20 protein-coding genes are annotated in these 19,664 nt (G+C 59.4%); 7 read left to right on the plus strand and 13 right to left on the minus strand.

Annotated elements, in window-relative coordinates:
* Positions 1 to 130: 130 nt before the first annotated feature.
* From pip to mdoH, 4 genes are all read left to right on the plus strand, one after another.
* On the plus strand, positions 131 to 1,102 hold the full coding sequence (gene pip, locus ACYZTU_RS03080) for a prolyl aminopeptidase (RefSeq protein WP_461967918.1): 972 nt from the start codon (positions 131 to 133) through the stop codon (positions 1,100 to 1,102).
* Positions 1,099 to 1,536, plus strand: a complete 438-nt coding sequence (dtd, locus tag ACYZTU_RS03085) for a D-aminoacyl-tRNA deacylase (protein ID WP_461967920.1) — start codon at positions 1,099 to 1,101, stop codon at positions 1,534 to 1,536. Before pip ends, dtd begins: the two co-directional genes overlap by 4 nt.
* A gap of 321 nt (positions 1,537 to 1,857) precedes the next feature.
* Positions 1,858 to 3,672, plus strand: coding sequence for a glucan biosynthesis protein G (locus ACYZTU_RS03090; RefSeq protein ID WP_461967922.1), 1,815 nt, complete (start codon positions 1,858 to 1,860; stop codon positions 3,670 to 3,672).
* Positions 3,665 to 6,235, plus strand: a complete 2,571-nt coding sequence (gene mdoH / locus ACYZTU_RS03095) for a glucans biosynthesis glucosyltransferase MdoH (RefSeq protein ID WP_461967924.1) — start codon at positions 3,665 to 3,667, stop codon at positions 6,233 to 6,235. Before ACYZTU_RS03090 ends, mdoH begins: the two co-directional genes overlap by 8 nt.
* A gap of 51 nt (positions 6,236 to 6,286) precedes the next feature.
* Here mdoH and ACYZTU_RS03100 read toward each other — a convergent pair whose 3' ends face one another.
* The 10 genes from ACYZTU_RS03100 to ubiE all read right to left on the minus strand — a co-directional run bounded on the left by ACYZTU_RS03100 (position 6,287) and on the right by ubiE (position 14,329).
* Entirely contained in the window at positions 6,287 to 8,203 is a 1,917-nt protein-coding gene (locus tag ACYZTU_RS03100; protein WP_461967926.1) for a methyl-accepting chemotaxis protein, read from the minus strand.
* Between the two features lie 72 nt (positions 8,204 to 8,275).
* Positions 8,276 to 8,983: a 16S rRNA (uracil(1498)-N(3))-methyltransferase gene (locus ACYZTU_RS03105; RefSeq protein WP_461967928.1), complete on the minus strand. Its 708-nt coding sequence runs from the start codon at positions 8,981 to 8,983 to the stop codon at positions 8,276 to 8,278.
* Positions 8,980 to 9,774 carry a twin-arginine translocase subunit TatC gene (gene tatC, locus ACYZTU_RS03110; RefSeq protein WP_461967930.1) on the minus strand — a complete coding sequence of 265 codons (795 nt, stop codon included), beginning with the start codon at positions 9,772 to 9,774 and terminating at the stop codon, positions 8,980 to 8,982. The genes ACYZTU_RS03105 and tatC overlap by 4 nt, the downstream gene beginning before the upstream one ends.
* Complete coding sequence (gene tatB, locus ACYZTU_RS03115) at positions 9,771 to 10,211, minus strand: Sec-independent protein translocase protein TatB (RefSeq protein ID WP_461967932.1); 441 nt, start codon at positions 10,209 to 10,211, stop codon at positions 9,771 to 9,773. Before tatB ends, tatC begins: the two co-directional genes overlap by 4 nt.
* Before the next feature lie 10 nt (positions 10,212 to 10,221).
* Complete coding sequence (locus tag ACYZTU_RS03120) at positions 10,222 to 10,500, minus strand: twin-arginine translocase TatA/TatE family subunit (protein WP_283182607.1); 279 nt, start codon at positions 10,498 to 10,500, stop codon at positions 10,222 to 10,224.
* 26 nt (positions 10,501 to 10,526) lie between these two features.
* Positions 10,527 to 10,859 (minus strand): phosphoribosyl-ATP diphosphatase, encoded by a 333-nt coding sequence (locus ACYZTU_RS03125; protein ID WP_008047820.1) that lies wholly within the window; start codon positions 10,857 to 10,859, stop codon positions 10,527 to 10,529.
* On the minus strand, positions 10,852 to 11,253 hold the full coding sequence (hisI, locus tag ACYZTU_RS03130) for a phosphoribosyl-AMP cyclohydrolase (RefSeq protein WP_461967933.1): 402 nt from the start codon (positions 11,251 to 11,253) through the stop codon (positions 10,852 to 10,854). The genes ACYZTU_RS03125 and hisI overlap by 8 nt, the downstream gene beginning before the upstream one ends.
* An 81-nt stretch (positions 11,254 to 11,334) precedes the next feature.
* Positions 11,335 to 12,939, minus strand: a complete 1,605-nt coding sequence (gene ubiB, locus ACYZTU_RS03135) for a ubiquinone biosynthesis regulatory protein kinase UbiB (protein ID WP_461967935.1) — start codon at positions 12,937 to 12,939, stop codon at positions 11,335 to 11,337.
* On the minus strand, positions 12,936 to 13,559 hold the full coding sequence (locus tag ACYZTU_RS03140; RefSeq protein WP_461967937.1) for a ubiquinone biosynthesis accessory factor UbiJ: 624 nt from the start codon (positions 13,557 to 13,559) through the stop codon (positions 12,936 to 12,938). Before ACYZTU_RS03140 ends, ubiB begins: the two co-directional genes overlap by 4 nt.
* Complete coding sequence (gene ubiE / locus ACYZTU_RS03145) at positions 13,559 to 14,329, minus strand: bifunctional demethylmenaquinone methyltransferase/2-methoxy-6-polyprenyl-1,4-benzoquinol methylase UbiE (protein WP_007948968.1); 771 nt, start codon at positions 14,327 to 14,329, stop codon at positions 13,559 to 13,561. Before ubiE ends, ACYZTU_RS03140 begins: the two co-directional genes overlap by 1 nt.
* A gap of 155 nt (positions 14,330 to 14,484) precedes the next feature.
* On the opposite strand from ubiE, the gene ACYZTU_RS03150 reads away from it, so the two are divergent.
* The 3 genes from ACYZTU_RS03150 (at position 14,485) to ACYZTU_RS03160 (ending at position 16,113) form a co-directional block, all read left to right on the plus strand.
* A complete protein-coding gene (locus ACYZTU_RS03150) occupies positions 14,485 to 14,760 on the plus strand; it encodes a polyhydroxyalkanoic acid system family protein (protein ID WP_461967939.1) in 276 nt (91 codons plus the stop codon).
* 158 nt (positions 14,761 to 14,918) lie between these two features.
* The gene (locus tag ACYZTU_RS03155) at positions 14,919 to 15,341 is read left to right on the plus strand and encodes a phasin family protein (RefSeq protein WP_461967941.1); all 423 of its coding nucleotides are present in this window, start codon (positions 14,919 to 14,921) and stop codon (positions 15,339 to 15,341) included.
* Positions 15,342 to 15,351: 10 nt separating this feature from the next.
* A complete protein-coding gene (locus ACYZTU_RS03160; RefSeq protein WP_461967943.1) occupies positions 15,352 to 16,113 on the plus strand; it encodes a phasin family protein in 762 nt (253 codons plus the stop codon).
* 102 nt (positions 16,114 to 16,215) lie between these two features.
* Here the strand turns inward: ACYZTU_RS03160 and ACYZTU_RS03165 are convergent, their stop codons facing one another.
* The 3 genes from ACYZTU_RS03165 to phaZ all read right to left on the minus strand — a co-directional run bounded on the left by ACYZTU_RS03165 (position 16,216) and on the right by phaZ (position 19,529).
* On the minus strand, positions 16,216 to 16,836 hold the full coding sequence (locus ACYZTU_RS03165) for a TetR/AcrR family transcriptional regulator (RefSeq protein WP_449642748.1): 621 nt from the start codon (positions 16,834 to 16,836) through the stop codon (positions 16,216 to 16,218).
* Between the two features lie 27 nt (positions 16,837 to 16,863).
* Positions 16,864 to 18,546 carry a class II poly(R)-hydroxyalkanoic acid synthase gene (gene phaC / locus ACYZTU_RS03170; protein ID WP_461967945.1) on the minus strand — a complete coding sequence of 561 codons (1,683 nt, stop codon included), beginning with the start codon at positions 18,544 to 18,546 and terminating at the stop codon, positions 16,864 to 16,866.
* Positions 18,547 to 18,674: 128 nt separating this feature from the next.
* Positions 18,675 to 19,529 (minus strand): poly(3-hydroxyalkanoate) depolymerase, encoded by an 855-nt coding sequence (phaZ, locus tag ACYZTU_RS03175; RefSeq protein WP_461967947.1) that lies wholly within the window; start codon positions 19,527 to 19,529, stop codon positions 18,675 to 18,677.
* Between the last annotated feature and the right edge of the window lie 135 nt (positions 19,530 to 19,664).

Below are 19,664 nucleotides of genomic sequence, written 5' to 3' on the forward strand. Positions count from 1 at the left end.
CTGAAAAAACCGGCTGAAAAACTCTGACTCTGCAAGGCATGCTCATCGGCGTAATTCGGGTTTATGATGCCGGACGGCAGAATAATAGAAGTCCCCCCAGGGATGACCTCGACCCCTTACGGAGCGCGCAATGCAGACTTTGTACCCGCAGATCAAACCCCACGCCCGGCACGATCTGGCCGTCGATGAAACCCACACGCTGTATGTCGACGAAAGCGGTTCACCGAAAGGTTTGCCGGTAGTGTTCATCCACGGCGGCCCCGGCGCCGGGTGTGATGCCCAGAGCCGTCGGTATTTCGATCCAAACCTGTATCGCATTGTGACCTTCGATCAGCGCGGGTGCGGTCGTTCCACGCCCCACGCGAACCTGGAAAACAACACTACCTGGGATCTGGTCGCCGACCTTGAGCGGATTCGCCAGCACCTTGGCATCGATAAATGGGTGTTGTTCGGCGGTTCGTGGGGTTCGACCCTGGCGCTTGCCTACGCGCAAACTCACCCGGAGCGTGTGCACGGTCTGATTCTGCGCGGGATTTTTCTCTGCCGCCCGCAGGAAATCGAGTGGTTCTACCAGTGCGGCGCCAGTCGTCTGTTCCCCGATTACTGGCAGGACTACATCGCGCCCATCCCGCTGGACGAGCGCGACGACTTGCTTTCGGCTTTCCACAAACGCCTGACCGGCAACGATCAGATCGCCCAGATGCATGCGGCTAAAGCCTGGTCCACCTGGGAAGGCCGGACCGCCACCCTGCGCCCGAACCCGCTGGTGGTCGATCGCTTCTCCGAACCTCAGCGCGCCCTGTCGATTGCCCGTATCGAATGTCACTACTTCACCAACAATGCGTTCCTTGAGCCGAACCAGCTGATCCGCGACATGGGCAAGATCGCTCATTTGCCCGGTGTGATTGTCCATGGCCGTTACGACGTGATCTGCCCGTTGGATAACGCCTGGGAACTGCATCAAAACTGGCCGAACAGTGAATTGCAGGTGATCCGTGACGCGGGCCATGCCGCCTCCGAGCCGGGCATTACGGATGCACTGGTTCGCGCCGCCGATCAGATGGCCCATCGTCTGCTCGACCTGGCCCCTGAAGAAGCATGAAGGGCCTGCTGCAACGCGTGCGTGGTGCGCGAGTCGAGGTAGCGGGGGAAGTGGTGGGTGCCGTCGATCAGGGTTTGCTGGTGTTGGTCGCGGTAGAGCCTGAGGATACACGCGCCAGCGCCGACAAACTTCTGCATAAGCTGCTTAACTATCGTGTATTCAGTGACGCCGAGGGCAAGATGAATCTGTCCTTGGCGGAGGTAGGTGGTGGGTTGCTGCTGGTCTCACAGTTCACCCTGGCCGCCGATACCAGGAGCGGGTTGCGTCCGGGGTTTTCGACCGCTGCCCCTCCGGCCCTGGGCGAGGAACTTTTCGACTATCTATTAGGGAAGGCGAAACAGGTGCATGGCACTGTGGCATCAGGTAGATTCGGCGCGGATATGCAGGTGCACCTGGTCAATGATGGCCCGGTAACCTTCCTGTTACAGACCTGAAAGCGCTTGAAACATATTTTTAAGCCCTTTTCGACTGAAAACAGGGGTTTTTCGCAATAAATACTTTGATCCCCTTGATGCGTTGTAACGCGGCCTACTAGATAATCGCGCGCTACGGGGGTCAGCGTTCGTTGGTCCATTTTGACTTAGGTAGAGACTTGTCCTGGACCGTTTGGGGAATCATTTAGTCCCATCGGAGTCGGAATAATGCTCGCCAACTTGGCAAGAGTGGTCTGTAGGGTCGGTTTTTTCATTCCGCACACCTCACAGGCACTTTAACTGGCCGTTGGTTTTTTGATCTGTTTTCGGCGAGGGTTGCTCGTGATTGTTAGTCCCTGTAATGCACCAAAATTGTCTGCCAAACGGTTTCGAAGCGCTCTGGTAGCGGGCTCTGCACTGCTCTGCCTACTCAGCGCCGGTCAGCTTTGGGCATTCAATCTGGATGATGTATCGGTCAAGGCAAAAGAGCTGGCCGGGCAGAAATACGAAGCTCCGCGCAGTAACCTGCCGAACGAGTTTCGCGAGATGAAATTCGCGGACTATCAAAAAATTCGCTTCCTGACCGAAAAAGCCGAGTGGGCCGATCAGAAAACGCCGTTCAAGCTGTCGTTCTATCACCAGGGTATGCATTTCGATACACCGGTGAAAATCAACGAAATCACGGCTAACACCGTCGAAGAGATCAAGTACGACCCAAGTCGGTTCGATTTCGGCGACGTAAAGTTCGATCCTAAAGCCACCGAACAATTGGGTTATGCCGGTTTTCGTGTGCTGTACCCGGTCAACAAGGCCGACAAGCAAGACGAGATCTTGACCATGCTCGGCGCGAGTTATTTCCGCGTTGTCGGCAAGGGGCACACTTATGGCTTATCCGCTCGCGGCATGGCCATTGATACCGCGTTGCCGTCTGGCGAAGAATTCCCGCGTTTCACCGAGTTCTGGATTCAACAGCCAAAACCGGGTGACAAGCACTTGGTGATCTTTGCTTTGCTGGATTCGCCACGGGCGACTGGTGCCTATCGCCTGACCCTGCGTCCGGGCAGCGACACCGTTGTCGACGTCAAGGCCAAAATGTTCCTGCGTGACAAAGTCACCAAGCTTGGCGTTGCGCCGCTGACCAGCATGTTCCTGTTCGGCGCCAATCAGCCGTCGAAAGTGCTGAACTACCGTCGCGAACTGCACGACTCCAGCGGTCTGTCGATCCATGCCGGCAATGGCGAGTGGATCTGGCGTCCACTGAATAACCCGAAACACCTGTCGGTGAGCAACTTCGCCATCGAGAACCCGCGTGGCTTCGGCTTGCTGCAACGTGGCCGCGACTTCAGCCACTACGAAGACCTCGACGACCGCTACGACAAGCGTCCAAGTGCCTGGATCGAACCAGAAGGCGATTGGGGCAAGGGGTCCGTCGATCTGGTCGAGATTCCGACTGCCGACGAAACCAACGACAATATCGTTGCGTTCTGGAGTCCGGAAAAGCTGCCTGAGCCTGGCCAGCCGCTGGACGTCGCTTATCGCATGCACTGGACCATCGACGAAGCCGCACTTCACGCACCGGACAGCGCCTGGGTCCAACAAACCCTGCGCTCCACGGGTGACGTGAAACAGTCCAATCTGATCCGTCAGCCGGACGGCAGCGTTGCCTATCTGGTGGACTTCGAAGGTCCGTCCCTTGCAGCACTACCAGAAACTGCGGACGTTCGCAGCCAGGTCAGCGTTGGCGAGAATGCCGAGCTGGTCGAGAACAACGTACGTTACAACCCTGAAACCAAGGGCTGGCGTCTGACCCTGCGGATGAAAATCAAGGATCCGGGCAAACCTACCGAGATGCGTGCTGCACTGGTCAAGAACATCGTGACTGCCGACCTGGCCAAAACATCGGTGCCCGCGTCCAATTCTTCCGTCGCCAAGGCCGACAAGGTTGCCGCCAAGCAACAAGAGAAGATGGATAAGGAAGCCAAGCAAGTTGAAGCCAAACACGCCGAAGCCAAGCCGGCCGCAGATTCCAAGGACAAGGACAACAAAGACGCCAAGCAGCCAGTCGCTGCCGACGCGGCCCCAGCCACACCGGAATCGGCACCGACTGAAGAAGTCCTGACCGAGACCTGGAGCTACCAGTTGCCTGCCGATGAGTAATTCTCAAGTACAGCCAGAGACTCTTGCCGAGTATCTGGCGCATCTGCCAATGACCGACGAGCAGCGCGCGGAACTCGCGGGCTGCAAGTCTTTCAGCGAGCTGCACCAGCGTCTGTCGTCCTCGACGTTCGATGCGCCGACCGAGGCTGCTCAAGCTTCGGTGGGTCGTCGCCTGACCCTGAACACCGCCGAAGAGCTGGCAGACGCTGAAATGCTGGTGCTCGACGCCAGCGGCCGGGTCTGCCTGCGGGCAACCCCGCCGATTCGTCGGACCAAAGTTGTGCCGGAGCCGTGGCGCACCAACATTCTGGTGCGTGGCTGGCGTCGTCTGACCGGTCGCTCCAATCCCCCGGCCCCGCCGAAAGATGAGAACGTATTGCCGGCAGCTCGCTGGCGTACCGTCGGTTCGATCCGCCGCTACATTCTGCTGGTATTGATGCTCGGTCAGACCATCGTCGCTGGCTGGTACATGAAAGGCATCATGCCGTATCAGGGATGGTCGTTCGTCGACCTGAACGAAGTCCTGCATCAGCCGTTCCTGCAAACCGTCACGCAAGTCCTGCCCTATGCACTGCAAACCAGCATCCTGATTCTGTTCGGGATTTTGTTCTGCTGGGTATCGGCCGGTTTCTGGACCGCGCTGATGGGCTTTCTGGAGCTGCTCACCGGTCACGACAAATACCGCATTTCCGGTAAAAGCGCCGGCAACGAGCCGATCCCCAGGGACGCTCGCACCGCACTGGTGATGCCGATCTGCAACGAAGACGTGCCACGGGTGTTTGCCGGTTTGCGGGCGACCTTCGAGTCGGTTGCGGCCACGGGTAACCTGGATCGCTTCGACTTCTTTGTCCTCAGCGACAGCAACGATGCCGATATCTGCGTTGCCGAGCAACAAGCCTGGCTGGACGTCTGCCGTGAAGCCAAGGGCTTCGGCAAGATTTTCTATCGCCGCCGTCGCCGTCGCGTTAAACGAAAAAGCGGCAACCTAGACGACTTCTGCCGTCGTTGGGGCGGTGACTACAAGTACATGGTCGTGCTCGACGCTGACTCCGTGATGAGCGGTGACTGCCTGACCAGTCTGGTGCGCTTGATGGAAGCCACGCCGGACGCCGGGATCATCCAGACCGCGCCGCGCGCTTCGGGCATGGACACGCTGTATGCACGCATGCAGCAGTTTGCGACCCGTGTGTACGGTCCGCTGTTTACCGCCGGTCTGCACTTCTGGCAGTTGGGCGAATCCCATTACTGGGGCCACAACGCGATCATCCGCATGAAGCCGTTCATCGAGCACTGCGCCTTGGCGCCGTTGCCGGGTAAAGGCGCGTTTGCCGGTGCAATTCTGTCCCACGACTTCGTCGAAGCTGCGCTCATGCGCCGTGCCGGCTGGGGCGTGTGGATTGCCTATGACTTGCCGGGCAGCTACGAAGAATTACCGCCGAACCTGCTGGACGAACTTAAGCGTGACCGTCGCTGGTGTCACGGCAACCTGATGAACTTCCGGCTGTTCCTGGTCAAGGGTATGCACCCGGTGCACCGTGCAGTGTTCCTGACGGGCGTGATGTCTTACTTGTCGGCGCCGTTGTGGTTCTTCTTCCTCGTGCTGTCGACGGCGCTGCTGGCGGTCAACACGCTGATGGAGCCGCAGTACTTCCTTGAGCCACGTCAGCTCTATCCGCTGTGGCCACAATGGCACCCGGACAAGGCGATCGCGCTGTTCTCGACCACCGTCGTGCTGCTGTTCCTGCCGAAGTTGTTGAGCATCATCCTGATCTGGGCCAAGGGCGCGAAAGAGTTCGGTGGCAAGTTCAAGGTGACCCTGTCGATGCTGCTGGAGATGCTGTTCTCCATGCTGCTGGCGCCGGTGCGGATGATTTTCCACACCCGTTTCGTCCTCGCCGCGTTCCTCGGCTGGGCCGCGACCTGGAACTCGCCGCAACGTGACGACGATTCCACGCCATGGAGCGAAGCGGTAAAACGCCACGGTCCGCAAACCTTGCTGGGCTTCTTCTGGGCCCTGCTGGTGATCTGGTTGAACCCGAGCTTTCTCTGGTGGCTGGTGCCGATCGTCGGTTCGTTGATGCTGTCGATCCCGGTGTCGGTGATCTCCAGTCGAGTCGGCCTGGGCCTCAAGTCCCGTGACGAAAGCCTGTTCCTGATCCCTGAGGAATACAATCCGCCACAGGCATTGCTGGCAACCGACCAGTACACCCACGAAAACCGTTGGCATGCGCTGAACGACGGCTTCATCCGCGCAGTGGTCGATCCACAGCAGAACGCCTTGGCGTGCTCGCTGGCGACGTCCCGTCACCGTCAGGCCGAGCCGATCGAGTGGCTGCGGATCGAACGGGTTCGTCATGCGCTGAAAGCCGGGCCTGATGGTCTGAGCAACAATGAGCGCGTGGAGCTGCTCAGTGACCCGGTGGCATTGGGTCGTCTGCATGAGCAGATCTGGAACGAAGGTCACCCCGAGTGGCTGGAGGCGTGGCGTAAATCGGTGAAGGCCGATCCCCATGCGCCGCTGTTGCCGCTCAAGCCGCTAAGCGTGCAGCCTCAGTTGGCCTAACGAAAAACCCCGCGAAAGCGGGGTTTTTTTTGCGCTGATCAGCCCGGCCGATTAAACCTTGAACCTGCCCACCAGCATCTGCAGATGCGTCCCCAACCGCGCCAGCTCAACGCTGGCGGCCGCTGTCTCTTCACTGGCTGCCGAGGTCTGCTCGGATACGTCGCGCACGTTCAGCACGCTACGATTGATCTCTTCGGCCACCGCGCTCTGCTGTTCGGCGGCTGCAGCAATCTGCTGGTTCATCGACTGAATCGCCGAGACGGTGCGGGTGATGCTTTCCAGTGAGCCACCAGCGCGGCGGGTCAGTTCGACGCTGCTGTCGGTCAGGCTGCGGCTGTTGTCCATGATGGTCGCTACTTGCTGGGTGCCGGTTTGCAGGCCGACGATCAGCTCTTCGATTTCTTCGGTGGACTTCTGGGTGCGCTGGGCCAGGCTGCGGACTTCGTCGGCAACCACCGCAAAACCGCGTCCGGCCTCACCGGCACGGGCGGCCTCGATGGCGGCGTTGAGGGCCAGCAGGTTGGTTTGCTGGGCCACGGATTTGATCACGTCGAGCACGCTGCCAATCTTGTCGCTTTCGCGTTTGAGATGACCCATGGCCTCGGTGGAGTTGCCGACTTCCTTGGCCAGGCGTTCGATCTGGGCGATGGCTTCGCCGACCACTTTGTCACCTTCGCGGGCCTGCTGGTCGGCGGCGACGGCGGCTTCGGACGCTTCTTCAGCGTTACGCGCGACTTCCTGCACGGTGGCGGTCATTTCGTTCATGGCGGTGGCCACCTGGTCGGTCTCGACCTTCTGGCTGTTGACCCCGGCGCGGGTCTGCTCAGTGACGGCCGACAGCTCTTCAGCGGCGCTGGCGATTTGCGTGACGCCATTGCTGATGCCGCCGATCAACTCGCGCAGGCCCAGGGTCATGCTCTGCATGGCGCGCTGTAGCTGGCCGAGTTCATCCTGACGCTCAGAAATAAGGTTCTGGGTCAGGTCGCCAGCAGCAACGCGTTCCGCCACTTTGAGGGTCTGGCTCAGGGGAATCACGATCTGGCGCGTGATGGCCCAAGCGGCAAGCAGGCCGAAGGCGAGCGCCAGCACGGTGGCCATCAGCAGCAGGTTTTTGGCGTGCGCGGCGTCGGTGTCACGGACGATGGTTTGCGACACGGTAAGTTTTTTGCTGGTGTCGCGCAGGATTTGGCCTTGATCGGCCATGCGTTTGAGGGCTGCGGCGCTGGCGACCTGAGAGTCGCGGAACTGGCTGACGGCGGCGCGGTAGGCTTTCAACGAATCCGTAGCTTGCTGCAGGTGGGCGATGTGCTGTTCCGGCAGTTTGGAGGGCAGGCTCTCGAGGTTTTTCAGCGCGTTGTCGATGGCGTCCAGAGCGGGTTGCTCGGCCTCGGTTTTGCCGCTGTAGGTATAACCGCGAACCTGGAAGCGCGCTTGCTGGATCAGCTTGCTCAGGTCGATCACGCTGTTGAAATCGGCGACGCTGTCACCTTGCAGCATGGATTTTTCGACTTCGGCGACACGGGCCACGGCGTTGTCGGCGGTGGCGCCGAGTTTGCCGCGGGCGTCTTCGCGGATGGCTCCAGCCTGGGTCATGGCGGTGAAGGCGTGTTTATACTCACTGACGGCGGCGAGTTGTTGGTCGATCATGGCTATGTCGGCCGGTTGTTCGATCAGCGTGCGCGCGGTTTTCAGGCCGGTATCGAGTTGGCCAAGCAGGTCGTTGACCGCACCGGGGCCTTGTTCGCCACGACGTATTTCGTAATCCAGGCGGGCCAGGCGCAGGTCTTTGGCCAGGTCATTGAGGCTGGCAATAAACCCCAACTTATCGCCACGATTCATCACGCCGCTCAGCCCGGTCCAGCCGGTGAAAGTGATCAATAAGGTAAGAAGCAGCACTAGGCCGAAGCCAATACCCAGTTTTCGATTGACGCTGACGTTTCCCAGTTTCTCGGCTATCCATCGGTACATGCTGCTACTCCCTGGAACCATTCGTTGGTTTTATGGAGACTGTATCGGCAGGCAGCCGGGTATCTGTAGGAATTAGAAAAGGCGTGCGAGCAGCGCAGTGACGGCGGTTTCGACCCGCAGGATGCGGTCGCCGAGCTGCACCGGTTGCAGGCCGGCCTTGCCCAGCAGGTCGATTTCGTACGGAATCCAGCCGCCTTCAGGGCCGATGGCCAGTGTCACCGGTTCGTCCAGGCCACGAGGGCAGGGGGGGTAATTGCCGGGGTGGCCGACCAGGCCGAGGGTGCCATTGGTGATCGACGGCAGACGGTCCTCGACGAACGGCTTGAAGCGCTTTTCGATAACGATTTCCGGCAGCACGCTGTCCCGGGCCTGTTCGAGGCCGAGGATCAGTTGTTCGCGAACCGCCTCGGGCTCCAGGAACGGGGTTTGCCAGAAGCTCTTCTCGACGCGATAGCTGTTCACCAGCACGATTCGCGGCACACCCATGGCCGCCACGGTCTGAAACACCCTACGGAGCATTTTCGGGCGTGGCAGGGCCAACACCAGGGTCAGTGGCAGCTTGGCCGGTGCTGGCTGGTCGAGGGTGACGCGCAACTCGGCTTCATCAGCGTCCAGGCGCAGCAGTTCGGCCGACCCCATCAGCCCGCCGATACGCCCAACCCGCAGGGTGTCACCGACCACCGAACGATGCACTTCCTGCATGTGCGTCAACCGGCGATCGCGCAGGATCACCCTGTCGGCCGCAATGAAGTCGGCTTCTTCGAGGAGCAGCAGGTTCACGCTTGGGTCGCTGGCGGCTGGTCGTTGTGATCGTCGACCGGCTGGTCGTCCGGATGATCGCCGCGCTTGCTGATCAGGCTGCCGAACAGGATGCCGATTTCAAACAGCAGCCACATCGGTACGGCCAGCAACGTCTGCGAGAAGATGTCCGGCGGCGTCAGGATCATGCCAACCACAAAGCAGCCAATGATCACGTACGGGCGGATCTTCTTCAGGTATTTGACGTCGACCACACCGATCCATACCAGCAGGACCACGGCCACCGGAATTTCGAAGGCCACGCCGAAAGCGAAGAACAGCGTCATGACGAAGTCGAGGTAACTACTGATGTCCGTCATCATCTCCACGCCGGCCGGGGTGGCGGCGGCGAAGAATTGGAAGATCAACGGGAACACCAGGTAATACGCGAACGCCATGCCGGTGTAGAACAGGAGGATGCTGGACATCAGCAGCGGCACCGCAATGCGTTTCTCATGCTTGTACAGGCCTGGCGCGATGAAGCCCCAGATCTGATGCAGGATCACCGGGATCGCGAGGAACAGCGAAACCATCATGGTCAGCTTCAGCGGTGTCAGGAACGGTGACGACACGTCGGTGGCGATCATCGTCGCGCCCACTGGCAGGTACTGACGCAGCGGCGTGGAGACGAAGGTATAAATCTGCTGGGTGAAGGCAAACAACCCGGCGAAGATGATGAAGATCGCCGCTACACAGCGCAGCAGGCGGGTACGCAACTCGGTGAGGTGCGAAACCAGCGGCATGTGCTGGTCGTTTTCAGGGAGATCGCTCATGGGGCTCGCGGCGGCAAAGTGGTGTCGTGAGGAGCCGGCGTTGTCGGCGCGACGGCAGGAGCAACGGGGTCTGCGGGTGCCACAACCGGTACCGGTTCGACGGCGGTCAGCGTTTCGGTCGGAGCCGCTTCAGCGTTTGGCGCATGAATCGTCGGCGTTGCCACCGGTTGAAACGGCGTCGGCTCCTGCTGAGTCGGCGTGAAAATCTTCCGCGCCTCCTGCTCCAGCGACAGAATGTGCTCGTTGTGCAGTTGCCGACGAATCTCGTCGGCACCGATTTCACGTTCAACTTCCTGTTTGATCGCGTTGAAGCTGCGCTTCAGACGACCGACCCACAGGCCGGCGGTGCGCGCAGCACCCGGCAGACGCTCGGGGCCCAGCACCAGCAGGGCCACAAGGCCGACGAGCAGCAGTTCAGGGAAGCTGATACCAAACATTAGTCAGTGCTCACACGTCTTTGCGGATCGGCTCTTCGACTTTTTGCGCCTGCACGTCGATGGTGTGCGGCTGGTTCACGGACTGTGTGGTCTGTGGCTGAGCGGGTGGTACCGGTTGGGCCGGTGTTACCGTCGGGTCGGCGGGCTTGTCTTCATCGTTCATGGCTTTGCGAAAGCCCTTGATCGACTCACCCACGTCAGTGCCGAGGTTTTTCAGCTTCTTGGTGCCGAACACCAGCACGACAACAACCAGGATGACGATCCAATGTTTCCAGTCAAAAATGCCCATGTTGCTGCTCCTCTCTAAATAGTTGTTCAGGCGGACGGACGCGAGGCTTTTTCGGCGTGTCCGGACAGACCGAAACGACGGTCCAGTTCGTCGAGTACAGCCTGTGGATGCTGCCCCAGTTGGGCGAGCATGACCATGCTGTGGAACCACAAATCGGCGGTTTCGTAGATCACATCGCTGCAGTCACCGCTGATGGCGGCATCCTTGGCGGCAATGATGGTTTCGACCGACTCTTCGCCGACTTTTTCCAGAATCTTGTTCAGGCCCTTGTGGTACAGGCTGGCGACGTACGAGCTGTCGGCAGCGGCGCCTTTGCGCTCTTCCAGTACCTCGGCCAGACGGGTCAGAGTGTCACTCATGGGTGTGTCCTGCGGAATAGATAGCGTGCGGGTCTTTCAGAACCGGGTCGACGGTTTTCCAGTCGCCATTCTCGAAGACGCGGTAGAAGCAGCTCTGACGGCCGGTATGGCAGGCGATATCGCCGATCTGCTCGACCATCAGGATAATCACGTCGGCGTCACAGTCCAGGCGCATCTCATGCAGGGTCTGCACGTGGCCAGACTCTTCGCCCTTGCGCCACAGTTTGCCACGGGAACGTGACCAGTAAATGGCGCGGTTCTCGGCAGCGGTCAGTTCCAGCGCTTCACGGTTCATCCAGGCCATCATCAGGACTCGCCCGGTCTTGTGATCCTGAGCAATCGCCGGCACCAGGCCATCGGCGTCCCACTTGATCTCGTCCAGCCAGTTTCTCATCTTCGACTCCGACAGCGGGCTCCACACTTCATTAGTGAAGCCCAGGCGTTAAAACAGTGTGCCAGCGTGTGGGGGCTCTGGCTATCGGCGAACGACCAGATACAAACCGACGGCCACCATGATGCCGGCCGGCCAATGGCCCAATTCGTTCAACGGCCCACCGGCCGCGAGTATCGTGCCGCCTGCCAGGTGCGCACAGCCGAGCAAGCGCATGAACCAGTCGTCCTTGCGCCGGTGCCACGGTGGCGGCGGGTCGTAGGCGTGCGGTTGGGACATGCGCTCGAGCAGGTCGCGGGCCATGTTGGCCAGGTGCGGCAGTTGTTCGAACTGGCTCTGCACGTTGCCGATCAAGGCTTTGGGGCTGACGCGTTCGCGCATCCAGCGTTCGAGGAACGGCTGGGCGGTGTTCCACAAATCGAGGTCCGGGTACAGCTGACGGCCCAGGCCTTCGATGTTCAACAGGGTTTTTTGCAGCAGAACCAGCTGCGGTTGCACTTCCATGTTGAAGCGTCGAGCGGTCTGGAACAGGCGCATCAGCACCTGGCCGAAGGAAATATCTTTTAACGGTTTTTCGAAGATTGGCTCGCACACGGTGCGGATCGCCGCTTCGAATTCGTTGAGTTTGGTTTCCGCTGGCACCCAGCCCGAATCGATGTGCAGCTGCGCGACACGACGGTAATCACGCTTGAAGAACGCGAACAGGTTGCGCGCCAGGTAATCCTGATCTTCCGGGGTCAGGCTGCCGACGATGCCGCAGTCGATTGCAATGTACTGCGGGCTCCACGGGTTCACGGTGCTGACGAAGATGTTGCCGGGGTGCATGTCGGCGTGGAAGAAGCTGTCGCGGAACACCTGGGTGAAAAAGATTTCAACGCCGCGCTCGGCGAGCATTTTCATGTCGGTGCGCTGATCGGCCAGGGTCGCGAGGTCAGTGACCTGAATGCCGTAGATGCGCTCCATCACCAGCACTTTCGGCCGGCACCAGTCCCAATAGACTTGCGGCACGTAGAGCAGCTCCGAGCCGTCGAAGTTGCGCTTCAACTGGCTGGCGTTGGCCGCTTCGCGCAGCAGGTCGAGTTCGTCGTAGATGGTTTTTTCGTAGTCCAGTACCACGTCAACCGGGTGCAGCAGGCGCGCGTCGGAAGAAAGCTTTTCGGCCGTGCGGGCGAGGATGAACAGCCACGCCAGGTCCTGCGCGATGATCGGTTTGAGGCCCGGGCGGATGACCTTGACCACCACTTCTTCACCGGTTTTCAGCTGCGCGGCATGCACCTGCGCCACGGAGGCCGAAGCCAGTGGCTCGACGTCGAAGCGGCTGAACACTTCACTGATCTTTTTGCCGAGCTGCTCTTCAATCAGCTTGATCGACACTTGCGAGTCGAACGGCGGCACGCGGTCCTGCAGCTTCATCAGCTCATCAGCGATGTCTTCCGGCAACAAGTCGCGGCGAGTGGACAGGATTTGCCCGAACTTGATGAAAATCGGTCCCAGGTCCTGCAACGCCAGACGCAATCGCGCGCCACGGCTCAGGTCCAGCGTCTTGCGTGGGAACCAGCGCCACGGTAAGGCGTAGCGCAGCGCCAGCAGAAACCAGGGCAATGGCAGGGCGAACAGCAGGTCATCGAGGCGGTAGCGAATCACAACGCGCTGGATGCGCAACAAACGGCGGGCGGCAAGCAGCTTCATGCGTTATCGCTTGGGTCGAGGGATCGGGAAAGGCGCTCGAAGCGCGCCTCGAGACGGTCCAGATCGAGTTTGATCTGGTCCAGTTCATTGAAGCGGGCTTCAGCTTCGCGCTGACCGACGAGGGTGCGCGATTCTTCGGCCAAGTACTCGCCAAGATTCTGATTCAAGCTGGCGAACCCTTGCTGATACCAGCGTGCGCGACTGCGCAGGTGACCGCCGAGCAGTTGCGTGGCGACAGGTCCCAGCACGCGTGCGAGTTCGTACTCCCAGTCCAGCTCAAGGTCCTGAAGGATCGTCGCCAGTTCCAGCAGCACGCCGCTGTCGCCGTCGAGTTCGACTTCAGGAGCATGCAGGACCGAAGTCTTGTCCTTGCTCATCGCCAGTTTCAGCAGGCTGGAGGCCGGTGCACGCAAGGTGCAGTCGGCGCCGGTTTCCCAGTGGGAAGCCAGCATCAAGCCTTCGTCGCTGGGCAGGATGAACACTTGCAGCGCCGGGTTGCGGCAGTCGACGGCAATCACCTTGCCACTCAAATGTGCCAGCCGCGGCAGCGCCGTGCTGTCGAGACGCAGCACCCGGTTCAGACCGAGTTCAACGCTGGCGAGCAGGCCGGCCAGCAACATCAGGGTTTGATGCCGCGGTGCAGGGCGACGATGCCTGCAGTCATGTTGTGGTAGGTCACGCGGTCGAAACCGGCTTCGACCATCATCGACTTCAGGGTTTCCTGATTCGGGTGCATGCGGATCGATTCGGCCAGGTAGCGATAGCTTTCCGAGTCGTTGGTGATCAGCTTGCCCATCAACGGCATGAAGGCGAACGAGTAGGCGTCGTAGGCTTTGGACATCAGCGCGTTGGTCGGTTTGGAGAATTCCAGCACCAGCAGACGGCCGCCCGGTTTCAGCACGCGCAGCATCGAGCGCAAGGCGTCTTCTTTATGGGTAACGTTGCGCAGGCCGAAAGCGATGGTCACGCAGTCGAAATGGTTGTCCGGGAACGGCAGCTTTTCAGCATCGGCCTGGACGAATTCGACGTTGCCCGCCACACCCAGATCCAGCAGGCGGTCACGGCCGACCTTGAGCATGGATTCGTTGATGTCGGCCAACACGACCTGGCCGGTCGGGCCAACGAGGTGCGAGAACTTCTTGGTCAGATCGCCGGTGCCGCCGGCGATGTCCAGCACGCGGTTACCGGTGCGAACGCCCGACAGCTCGATCGCGAAACGCTTCCACAAACGGTGCATGCCGCCCGACAGGAGGTCGTTCATCAAGTCGTACTTGGCGGCTACCGAGTGGAAAACCTCAGCGACTTTTTCCGCTTTTTGGCTTTCCGGAACGTTTTTGAAACCGAAGTGAGTGGTGGGTTCGGCATCGCTGCCTTTGCGCTGATCAGTCATATCGCTGTCACCAGAAGAGAATGCGGGACATTCTAATCCCGGTGGCCTGCTTTGTCTTGGCAAGGCTGCAGGTAAGATAGGTAACCGCCGGGACGTTTTGCCGCAGTAGCGGTCAAGATGCTTCAGGAAAGTATCCATATAGCAGGAGTCATTTGATGGCCCGTATTAGTGTTGAGCGTGCCCACACCCTGGGTAAGGAAGCGGCCCGCGAGAAGGCTGACAAGTTGGCGCAAAAACTGTCCGATCAATATGGCCTGGAGCCGCAATGGTCCGGCGACACCCTGAACCTCAAGCGTTCCGGTGTGAAAGGCGCGGTGTATGTGGGCGAGAATTCGATCAAGGTCGATGTCGAACTTGGCCTGTTGATGTCGGCCATGAGCGTCACGATCAAATCGGAAATCGAAAAGGCCCTCGATAAAGCGTTGGCTTGACCGGCAGTGGATTTGTGAATGCAATTCCTGTGGGAGCGTTGTACCCAAACGTTTATGTCAGTTGTTAGGGTGCTGTTTCTAATTATTCTCACTACTTTGTGCATGAGCCCGACTCTTTCGCGGGCAGTTCCTCAAACCTTCTGCGCGTGAGGTGCACCATGGCCAAAGTTATTTTGAAGAAAAAAATCGACGTTTCGACGACTGCTCTGAGCGACGTTAAATCTTACGCCCGCAAGATCTGGCTGGCAGGCCTGGGGGCCTACACCAAGGTCGGCCAAGAGGGCAACGAGTACTTTCAAGAGTTGATCAAAGCTGGTCAAGACGTTGAAAAGAAAGGCAAAAAAGTAGTTGCCGAGAAACTTGAAGCAGCGAATGCCGAGATCGATGAAGCCAAGAGTGAAGTCACTACTTTCAAAGGTAAGGTCGAAGTTCAACTCGACAAGGTCGAGAAGGCTTTTGACTCGCGTGTCGCAAGTACCTTGAATCGTATCGGCATTCCGTCTAAACATGACGTTGAGACACTCTCTGCCAAGCTCGATGAGCTGACGGCATTGCTCGAACGCGTCGCGCAAAAATCTTAAGGAGAACGGGATGGCTGGTAAAAAGAATACTGAAAAAGAAGGCAGCTCGTGGATCGGGAAGGTTGAAGACTACTCCCGCAAAATCTGGCTGGCTGGTTTAGGCGTGTACTCGAAGATCGACACTGACGGCAGCAAGCTCTTCGATACATTGGTTAAAGACGGCGAGAAAGCCGAGAAGCTCACCAAGAGCGCTGTCGACAAGAAAGTCGATGCCGCCAAGGACTCCGCTTCGTCGGCCAAGTCGCGCATCAGCGGCGTGAAAGATCGCGCACTGGGCAAGTGGGATGAGCTGGAAGGGGCTTTTGACAAGCGTCTGAACAGCGCCATTTCGCGCCTGGGTGTACCGAGCCGCAATGAAGTCAAAGCGCTGCACAGCAAGGTCGATACCCTGACCAAGCAGATCGAGCGTCTGACCGGTGCCAAGGTTGCGCCTGTTGCGGCGAAAACCGCAGCGGCCAAACCTGCTGCGAAGTCTGCTGCCAAACCACTGGCCAAGGCTGCCGCTAAACCGGCTGCCAAACCAGCGGCCAAAACTGCCGCGGCGAAACCTGCAGCAAAAACCGCTGCGGCCAAACCAGCGGCAAAACCTGCCGCAGTGAAGAAGCCAGCAGTGAAAAAACCGGCAGCGCCGAAAGCCGCTGCACCCAAACCAGCAGTAGCTGCCGCCAAACCGGCAACCGCGGTCAGCGCATCGAATTCCGCTGCTGCGCCAACCCCTGCTGCAACCCCGACTGTCGCGCCAGCTCCATCGACGCCAACCAGTCAGTCCTGATTTCAGGGCTCAAGAAAACGCCCGGCCTGCAAAGGTCGGGTGTTTTTGTTTGTGCACGATTCGTAAAGCACCGCAGTACCCCTGTGGGAGCGGTGTGCAGGGTTACTCGTGTTCTTCCAGATACTGCAACGCCAACTGCTCCGTCGCCACCTTGATCGGCGGCAACAAGTGCGGCGCCACCAGCATCATGATCTGGTACACCACCAATCGCACTTCACCTTCACGATCAAGAATCCGCTGATAGTCCAGTGAGAACAGCAGCGTCATCGTGATCTGCTCCACCAGTTGTCCCAGTGCCTGGGTCTCGCTGACCAATTGACCCTGAGCCTTCAATCGAGCGAGTAACGACGCCAGCGTGCGCTTCAGTGCATTGAGCAGGTTGCGTATGCCTTTGGCCAGTTTCGGCAAGCGCCCGGCGAGGTTCGACAGGTCCTGGAACAGAAACCGGTAGTGCGCCAGGCGTTCGACGATCAGGTGCAGGAACAGCCAGTAATCTTCCGGTGCAAGCTCGACATCGGCCGGTGGATCGAGCAGGGGCGCCAGTTCGGCCTGGAAGCGCTCGAACAACCCGAGAATCAGCGGTTCCTTGCCGTGGAAGTGGTAGTAGAGGTTGCCCGGGCTGATGCCCATTTCATTGGCAACTTCCATGGTGGAGACGTTCGGTTCGCCCTTTTGATTGAACAACTGCAAGGCACATTCGAGAATCCGGTCGCGGGTTTTCATCCAGTCTTCTTAATGGTTCGTTGAACGTCAGCGCACACGCACGTAAGTACCGGGTGCTGCCTCCATCGGTGGATAGTTCTGGTTGCCGAGGGCCATGTCGGTTTCTTTTTGCGCGCCTGAACGTTCTTGAACCCAGCTCAGCCATTGGGTCCACCAACTGCCGTCGACTTGCTTGGCGTCGTAATACCAGGCCCGTGGGTCGCTGCTCAGTTTCGTGCTTTCGACGAAATTGGCTTTCGGGTTGGAGGGCGGGTTGAGAATGCTCTGCACATGACCGCTGTTGGACAGCACGAAGCGTCGCTCGCCACCCAGCAGCAGAGTCGAGCGATACACCGCATCCCACGGGGTGATGTGGTCGTTGATGCCCGCCACGCTGAAGCTGTCGACGGTGACTTTCTGCAAGTCGATCGGCGTGCCGCACACCTCCAGACCCCCCGGATGACTCAGCGGGTTGTGCTTGAAGAAGTCCAGCAAGTCGCCATGGAGGGCTGCCGGCAAACGTGTGTTGTCGTTGTTCCAGTAGAGAATGTCGAACGCTGGCGGCTCTTTGCCCAACAGGTAGTTGTTGACGAAATAGCTCCAGATCAGATCGTTGGGGCGCATCCAGGCGAAGACCTTGGCCAGGTCGCGGCCGTCCAGCACGCCTTTCTGATAGGAGCGACGCTTGGCTGCCTCAAGGGTCTGTTCGTCGGCGAATAGGGTCGCAGGCGTGTCCATCTGACTGTCGAGCAGGCTTACCAGGTACGTTGCGCTGGACACTCGCCGCAATTGCCGCTTGGCCTGCAAATGACCTTGCAGCGCGGCAATGGTCAGCCCGCCCGCGCAGGCGCCCATCAGATTGACTTCGCGAGCACCGGTGATCGCCCGGCAGACGTTCATCGCTTCTTCGACGGCTTCGACGTACGTCGACAGCCCCCATTCGCGATGCCGTACATCCGGATTGCGCCAACTGATCATGAAGGTCTGCAGACCGTTTTTCAGGGCGAACTGGACGAAGCTGTTGCCGGGACTCAAGTCGAAAATGTAGTACTTGTTGATCTGTGGTGGCACCACAAGCAGCGGTTTTGAATACTGCTTTTCGCTCATCGGCTTGTACTGGATAAGCTCCAGCAACTCATTGCGAAACACCACGGAACCAGCAGTGGTGGCGACTGTTTTGCCGACCTCGAAAGCTTGCTTGGTGACTTGTCTGGGCAGGCCATCGTTGTGCAGGAAGTCGTCAACCAGGTGGCTGATACCTCGCACCAGGCTGTTGCCGCCGGAGTTAAAGATTTCCTTGATCGCCAGCGGATTAAGCAGGCTGTTGGACGGTGCCATGGCGTCGTTGAGCAAGGCGAACGCGAAGTGGGCGCGGGCGCGATCGTCCGGGCTCATGTTGCTCTCGTCGATCCAGTTTTTGGCCTGCTTCTGCCAGCTCAGGTAGGCCTGTAAACTGCGGCGATAAAAAGGGTTGAGGCTCCACGCCGGGTCGGCAAAGCGATTGTCCTGCGGATTGGTCGGGTGCAGGGTTTCGCCCAGCAGCACGCGTCCCAGTTGACCGCCCAACTTCAAGGCGTGTCGGGCGCTGTGCACCGGGTGGCGCAAGCCATGGGCGGCAACGCTGCGCAGGGTCGACAACAGGTCCCGACCGCGCAGGCCGGTAATCGCACTCTGTGCATTGATGAACGCGGCGGGAGTGGGTAAAAAGTCCCTCGCTGGTTTTTCGCGCATGAATCAACACTCCTTCGTCTTCAGGCCAAATACAGATACACCGAACCAGAACACCATAGACGCTGTTACGGGTTGTTGCGCGGCGCGGCGTCCTGCCGACCTCTTTTTGTTAACAAAGTCGGGGGCGGTTATCCGCCGAATGGCGCCGGATGCGGATGCATCACGGCACGCTGCCGTTCTTCCTCGAGGAATTTCATGATGATCGGTGCAACCGCTTCGGCTCGGGTAATCAGGAACAGATGCCCGTCATCGATGATGTGCAATTGGGCATTGGGGATCCGCCAGGCGAGCAATCGCATGTTGACCAGCGGGATCAGCGGATCGTCATCACCGGCCAGTACCAGGGTCGGCTGATGAATCTTGTGCAGCCAGTGAATGCTGGTCCAGCCCAGCCCGGCGAACAGCTGCCAGTAGTAACCGAGTTTGCCCGCCGAGCGGACTTTCGCAGCATGGCTTGCGGCCAACGTTGGATCGCGACGGAACGCGCCGCCGTAGATCATCGGCGCAATGCGAATCACATGAGACGGCTGGATATAGCGTCGCGGGCTGGCCATCATCCACAGGACTTTCGGCTTGCCCGGCACCATTACCGTGCCAGCCGCCGTGGCCGCCAGAACAAGTTTTTTGCAGCGCTCGGGATAGTCGTAAGCGAATTGCTGGGCGAGGGCCCCCCCCCAGGAAACGCCGATCACATTGACTCGGCCGTAGTCGAGATAGTCGAGCATCCGCGCCGTGAGTTTCGCCAGGCCCGGAAAGCGATACGGTCGATTTGGCGTCGATGAGCCGCCGACGCCAGGGACGTCGAAGGCAATGACTTCCAGGTCCGGATCCAGCGCCGCGACAAACGGAAACACCAGCTCAAGGTTTGCACCGATGCCGTTGAAAATCAGCAAGGGCGTCAAGTGAGGCTTGCCGGGGCGTACTGCCGTGCGGAGGGTCTGGCCATCCAGGTCGACGGTACGAAATATGAATTGTTGCGGCATGCTTCAAGCCCTGTGGGTCATTTCTCAAATTCATCCTCGATCCCTGTAGGAGCCGAGCTTGCTCGCGATAGCGGTGGGTCAGGCGCAGTAATATTCACTGTGCCGCCGCCTTCGCGAGCAAGCTCGGCTCCTACA

The sequence above is a fragment of the Pseudomonas sp. HLT2-19-2 genome, from assembly GCF_054898005.1.

Bases quoted from the DNA above. Each gene is read 5' to 3' on its own strand.
- pip (WP_461967918.1), top strand. From the start codon at position 131: ATGCAGACTTTGTACCCGCAGATCAAACCCCACGCCCGGCACGATCTG.
- dtd (WP_461967920.1), top strand. From the start codon at position 1,099: ATGAAGGGCCTGCTGCAACGCGTGCGTGGTGCGCGAGTCGAGGTAGCG.
- mdoH (WP_461967924.1), top strand. From the start codon at position 3,665: ATGAGTAATTCTCAAGTACAGCCAGAGACTCTTGCCGAGTATCTGGCG.
- ACYZTU_RS03100 (WP_461967926.1), bottom strand. From the start codon at position 8,203: ATGTACCGATGGATAGCCGAGAAACTGGGAAACGTCAGCGTCAATCGA.
- tatC (WP_461967930.1), bottom strand. From the start codon at position 9,774: ATGAGCGATCTCCCTGAAAACGACCAGCACATGCCGCTGGTTTCGCAC.
- tatB (WP_461967932.1), bottom strand. From the start codon at position 10,211: ATGTTTGGTATCAGCTTCCCTGAACTGCTGCTCGTCGGCCTTGTGGCC.
- ACYZTU_RS03120 (WP_283182607.1), bottom strand. From the start codon at position 10,500: ATGGGCATTTTTGACTGGAAACATTGGATCGTCATCCTGGTTGTTGTC.
- ACYZTU_RS03125 (WP_008047820.1), bottom strand. From the start codon at position 10,859: ATGAGTGACACTCTGACCCGTCTGGCCGAGGTACTGGAAGAGCGCAAA.
- hisI (WP_461967933.1), bottom strand. From the start codon at position 11,253: ATGAGAAACTGGCTGGACGAGATCAAGTGGGACGCCGATGGCCTGGTG.
- ubiB (WP_461967935.1), bottom strand. From the start codon at position 12,939: ATGAAGCTGCTTGCCGCCCGCCGTTTGTTGCGCATCCAGCGCGTTGTG.
- ACYZTU_RS03140 (WP_461967937.1), bottom strand. From the start codon at position 13,559: ATGTTGCTGGCCGGCCTGCTCGCCAGCGTTGAACTCGGTCTGAACCGG.
- ubiE (WP_007948968.1), bottom strand. From the start codon at position 14,329: ATGACTGATCAGCGCAAAGGCAGCGATGCCGAACCCACCACTCACTTC.
- ACYZTU_RS03150 (WP_461967939.1), top strand. From the start codon at position 14,485: ATGGCCCGTATTAGTGTTGAGCGTGCCCACACCCTGGGTAAGGAAGCG.
- ACYZTU_RS03155 (WP_461967941.1), top strand. From the start codon at position 14,919: ATGGCCAAAGTTATTTTGAAGAAAAAAATCGACGTTTCGACGACTGCT.
- ACYZTU_RS03160 (WP_461967943.1), top strand. From the start codon at position 15,352: ATGGCTGGTAAAAAGAATACTGAAAAAGAAGGCAGCTCGTGGATCGGG.
- ACYZTU_RS03165 (WP_449642748.1), bottom strand. From the start codon at position 16,836: ATGAAAACCCGCGACCGGATTCTCGAATGTGCCTTGCAGTTGTTCAAT.
- phaC (WP_461967945.1), bottom strand. From the start codon at position 18,546: ATGCGCGAAAAACCAGCGAGGGACTTTTTACCCACTCCCGCCGCGTTC.
- phaZ (WP_461967947.1), bottom strand. From the start codon at position 19,529: ATGCCGCAACAATTCATATTTCGTACCGTCGACCTGGATGGCCAGACC.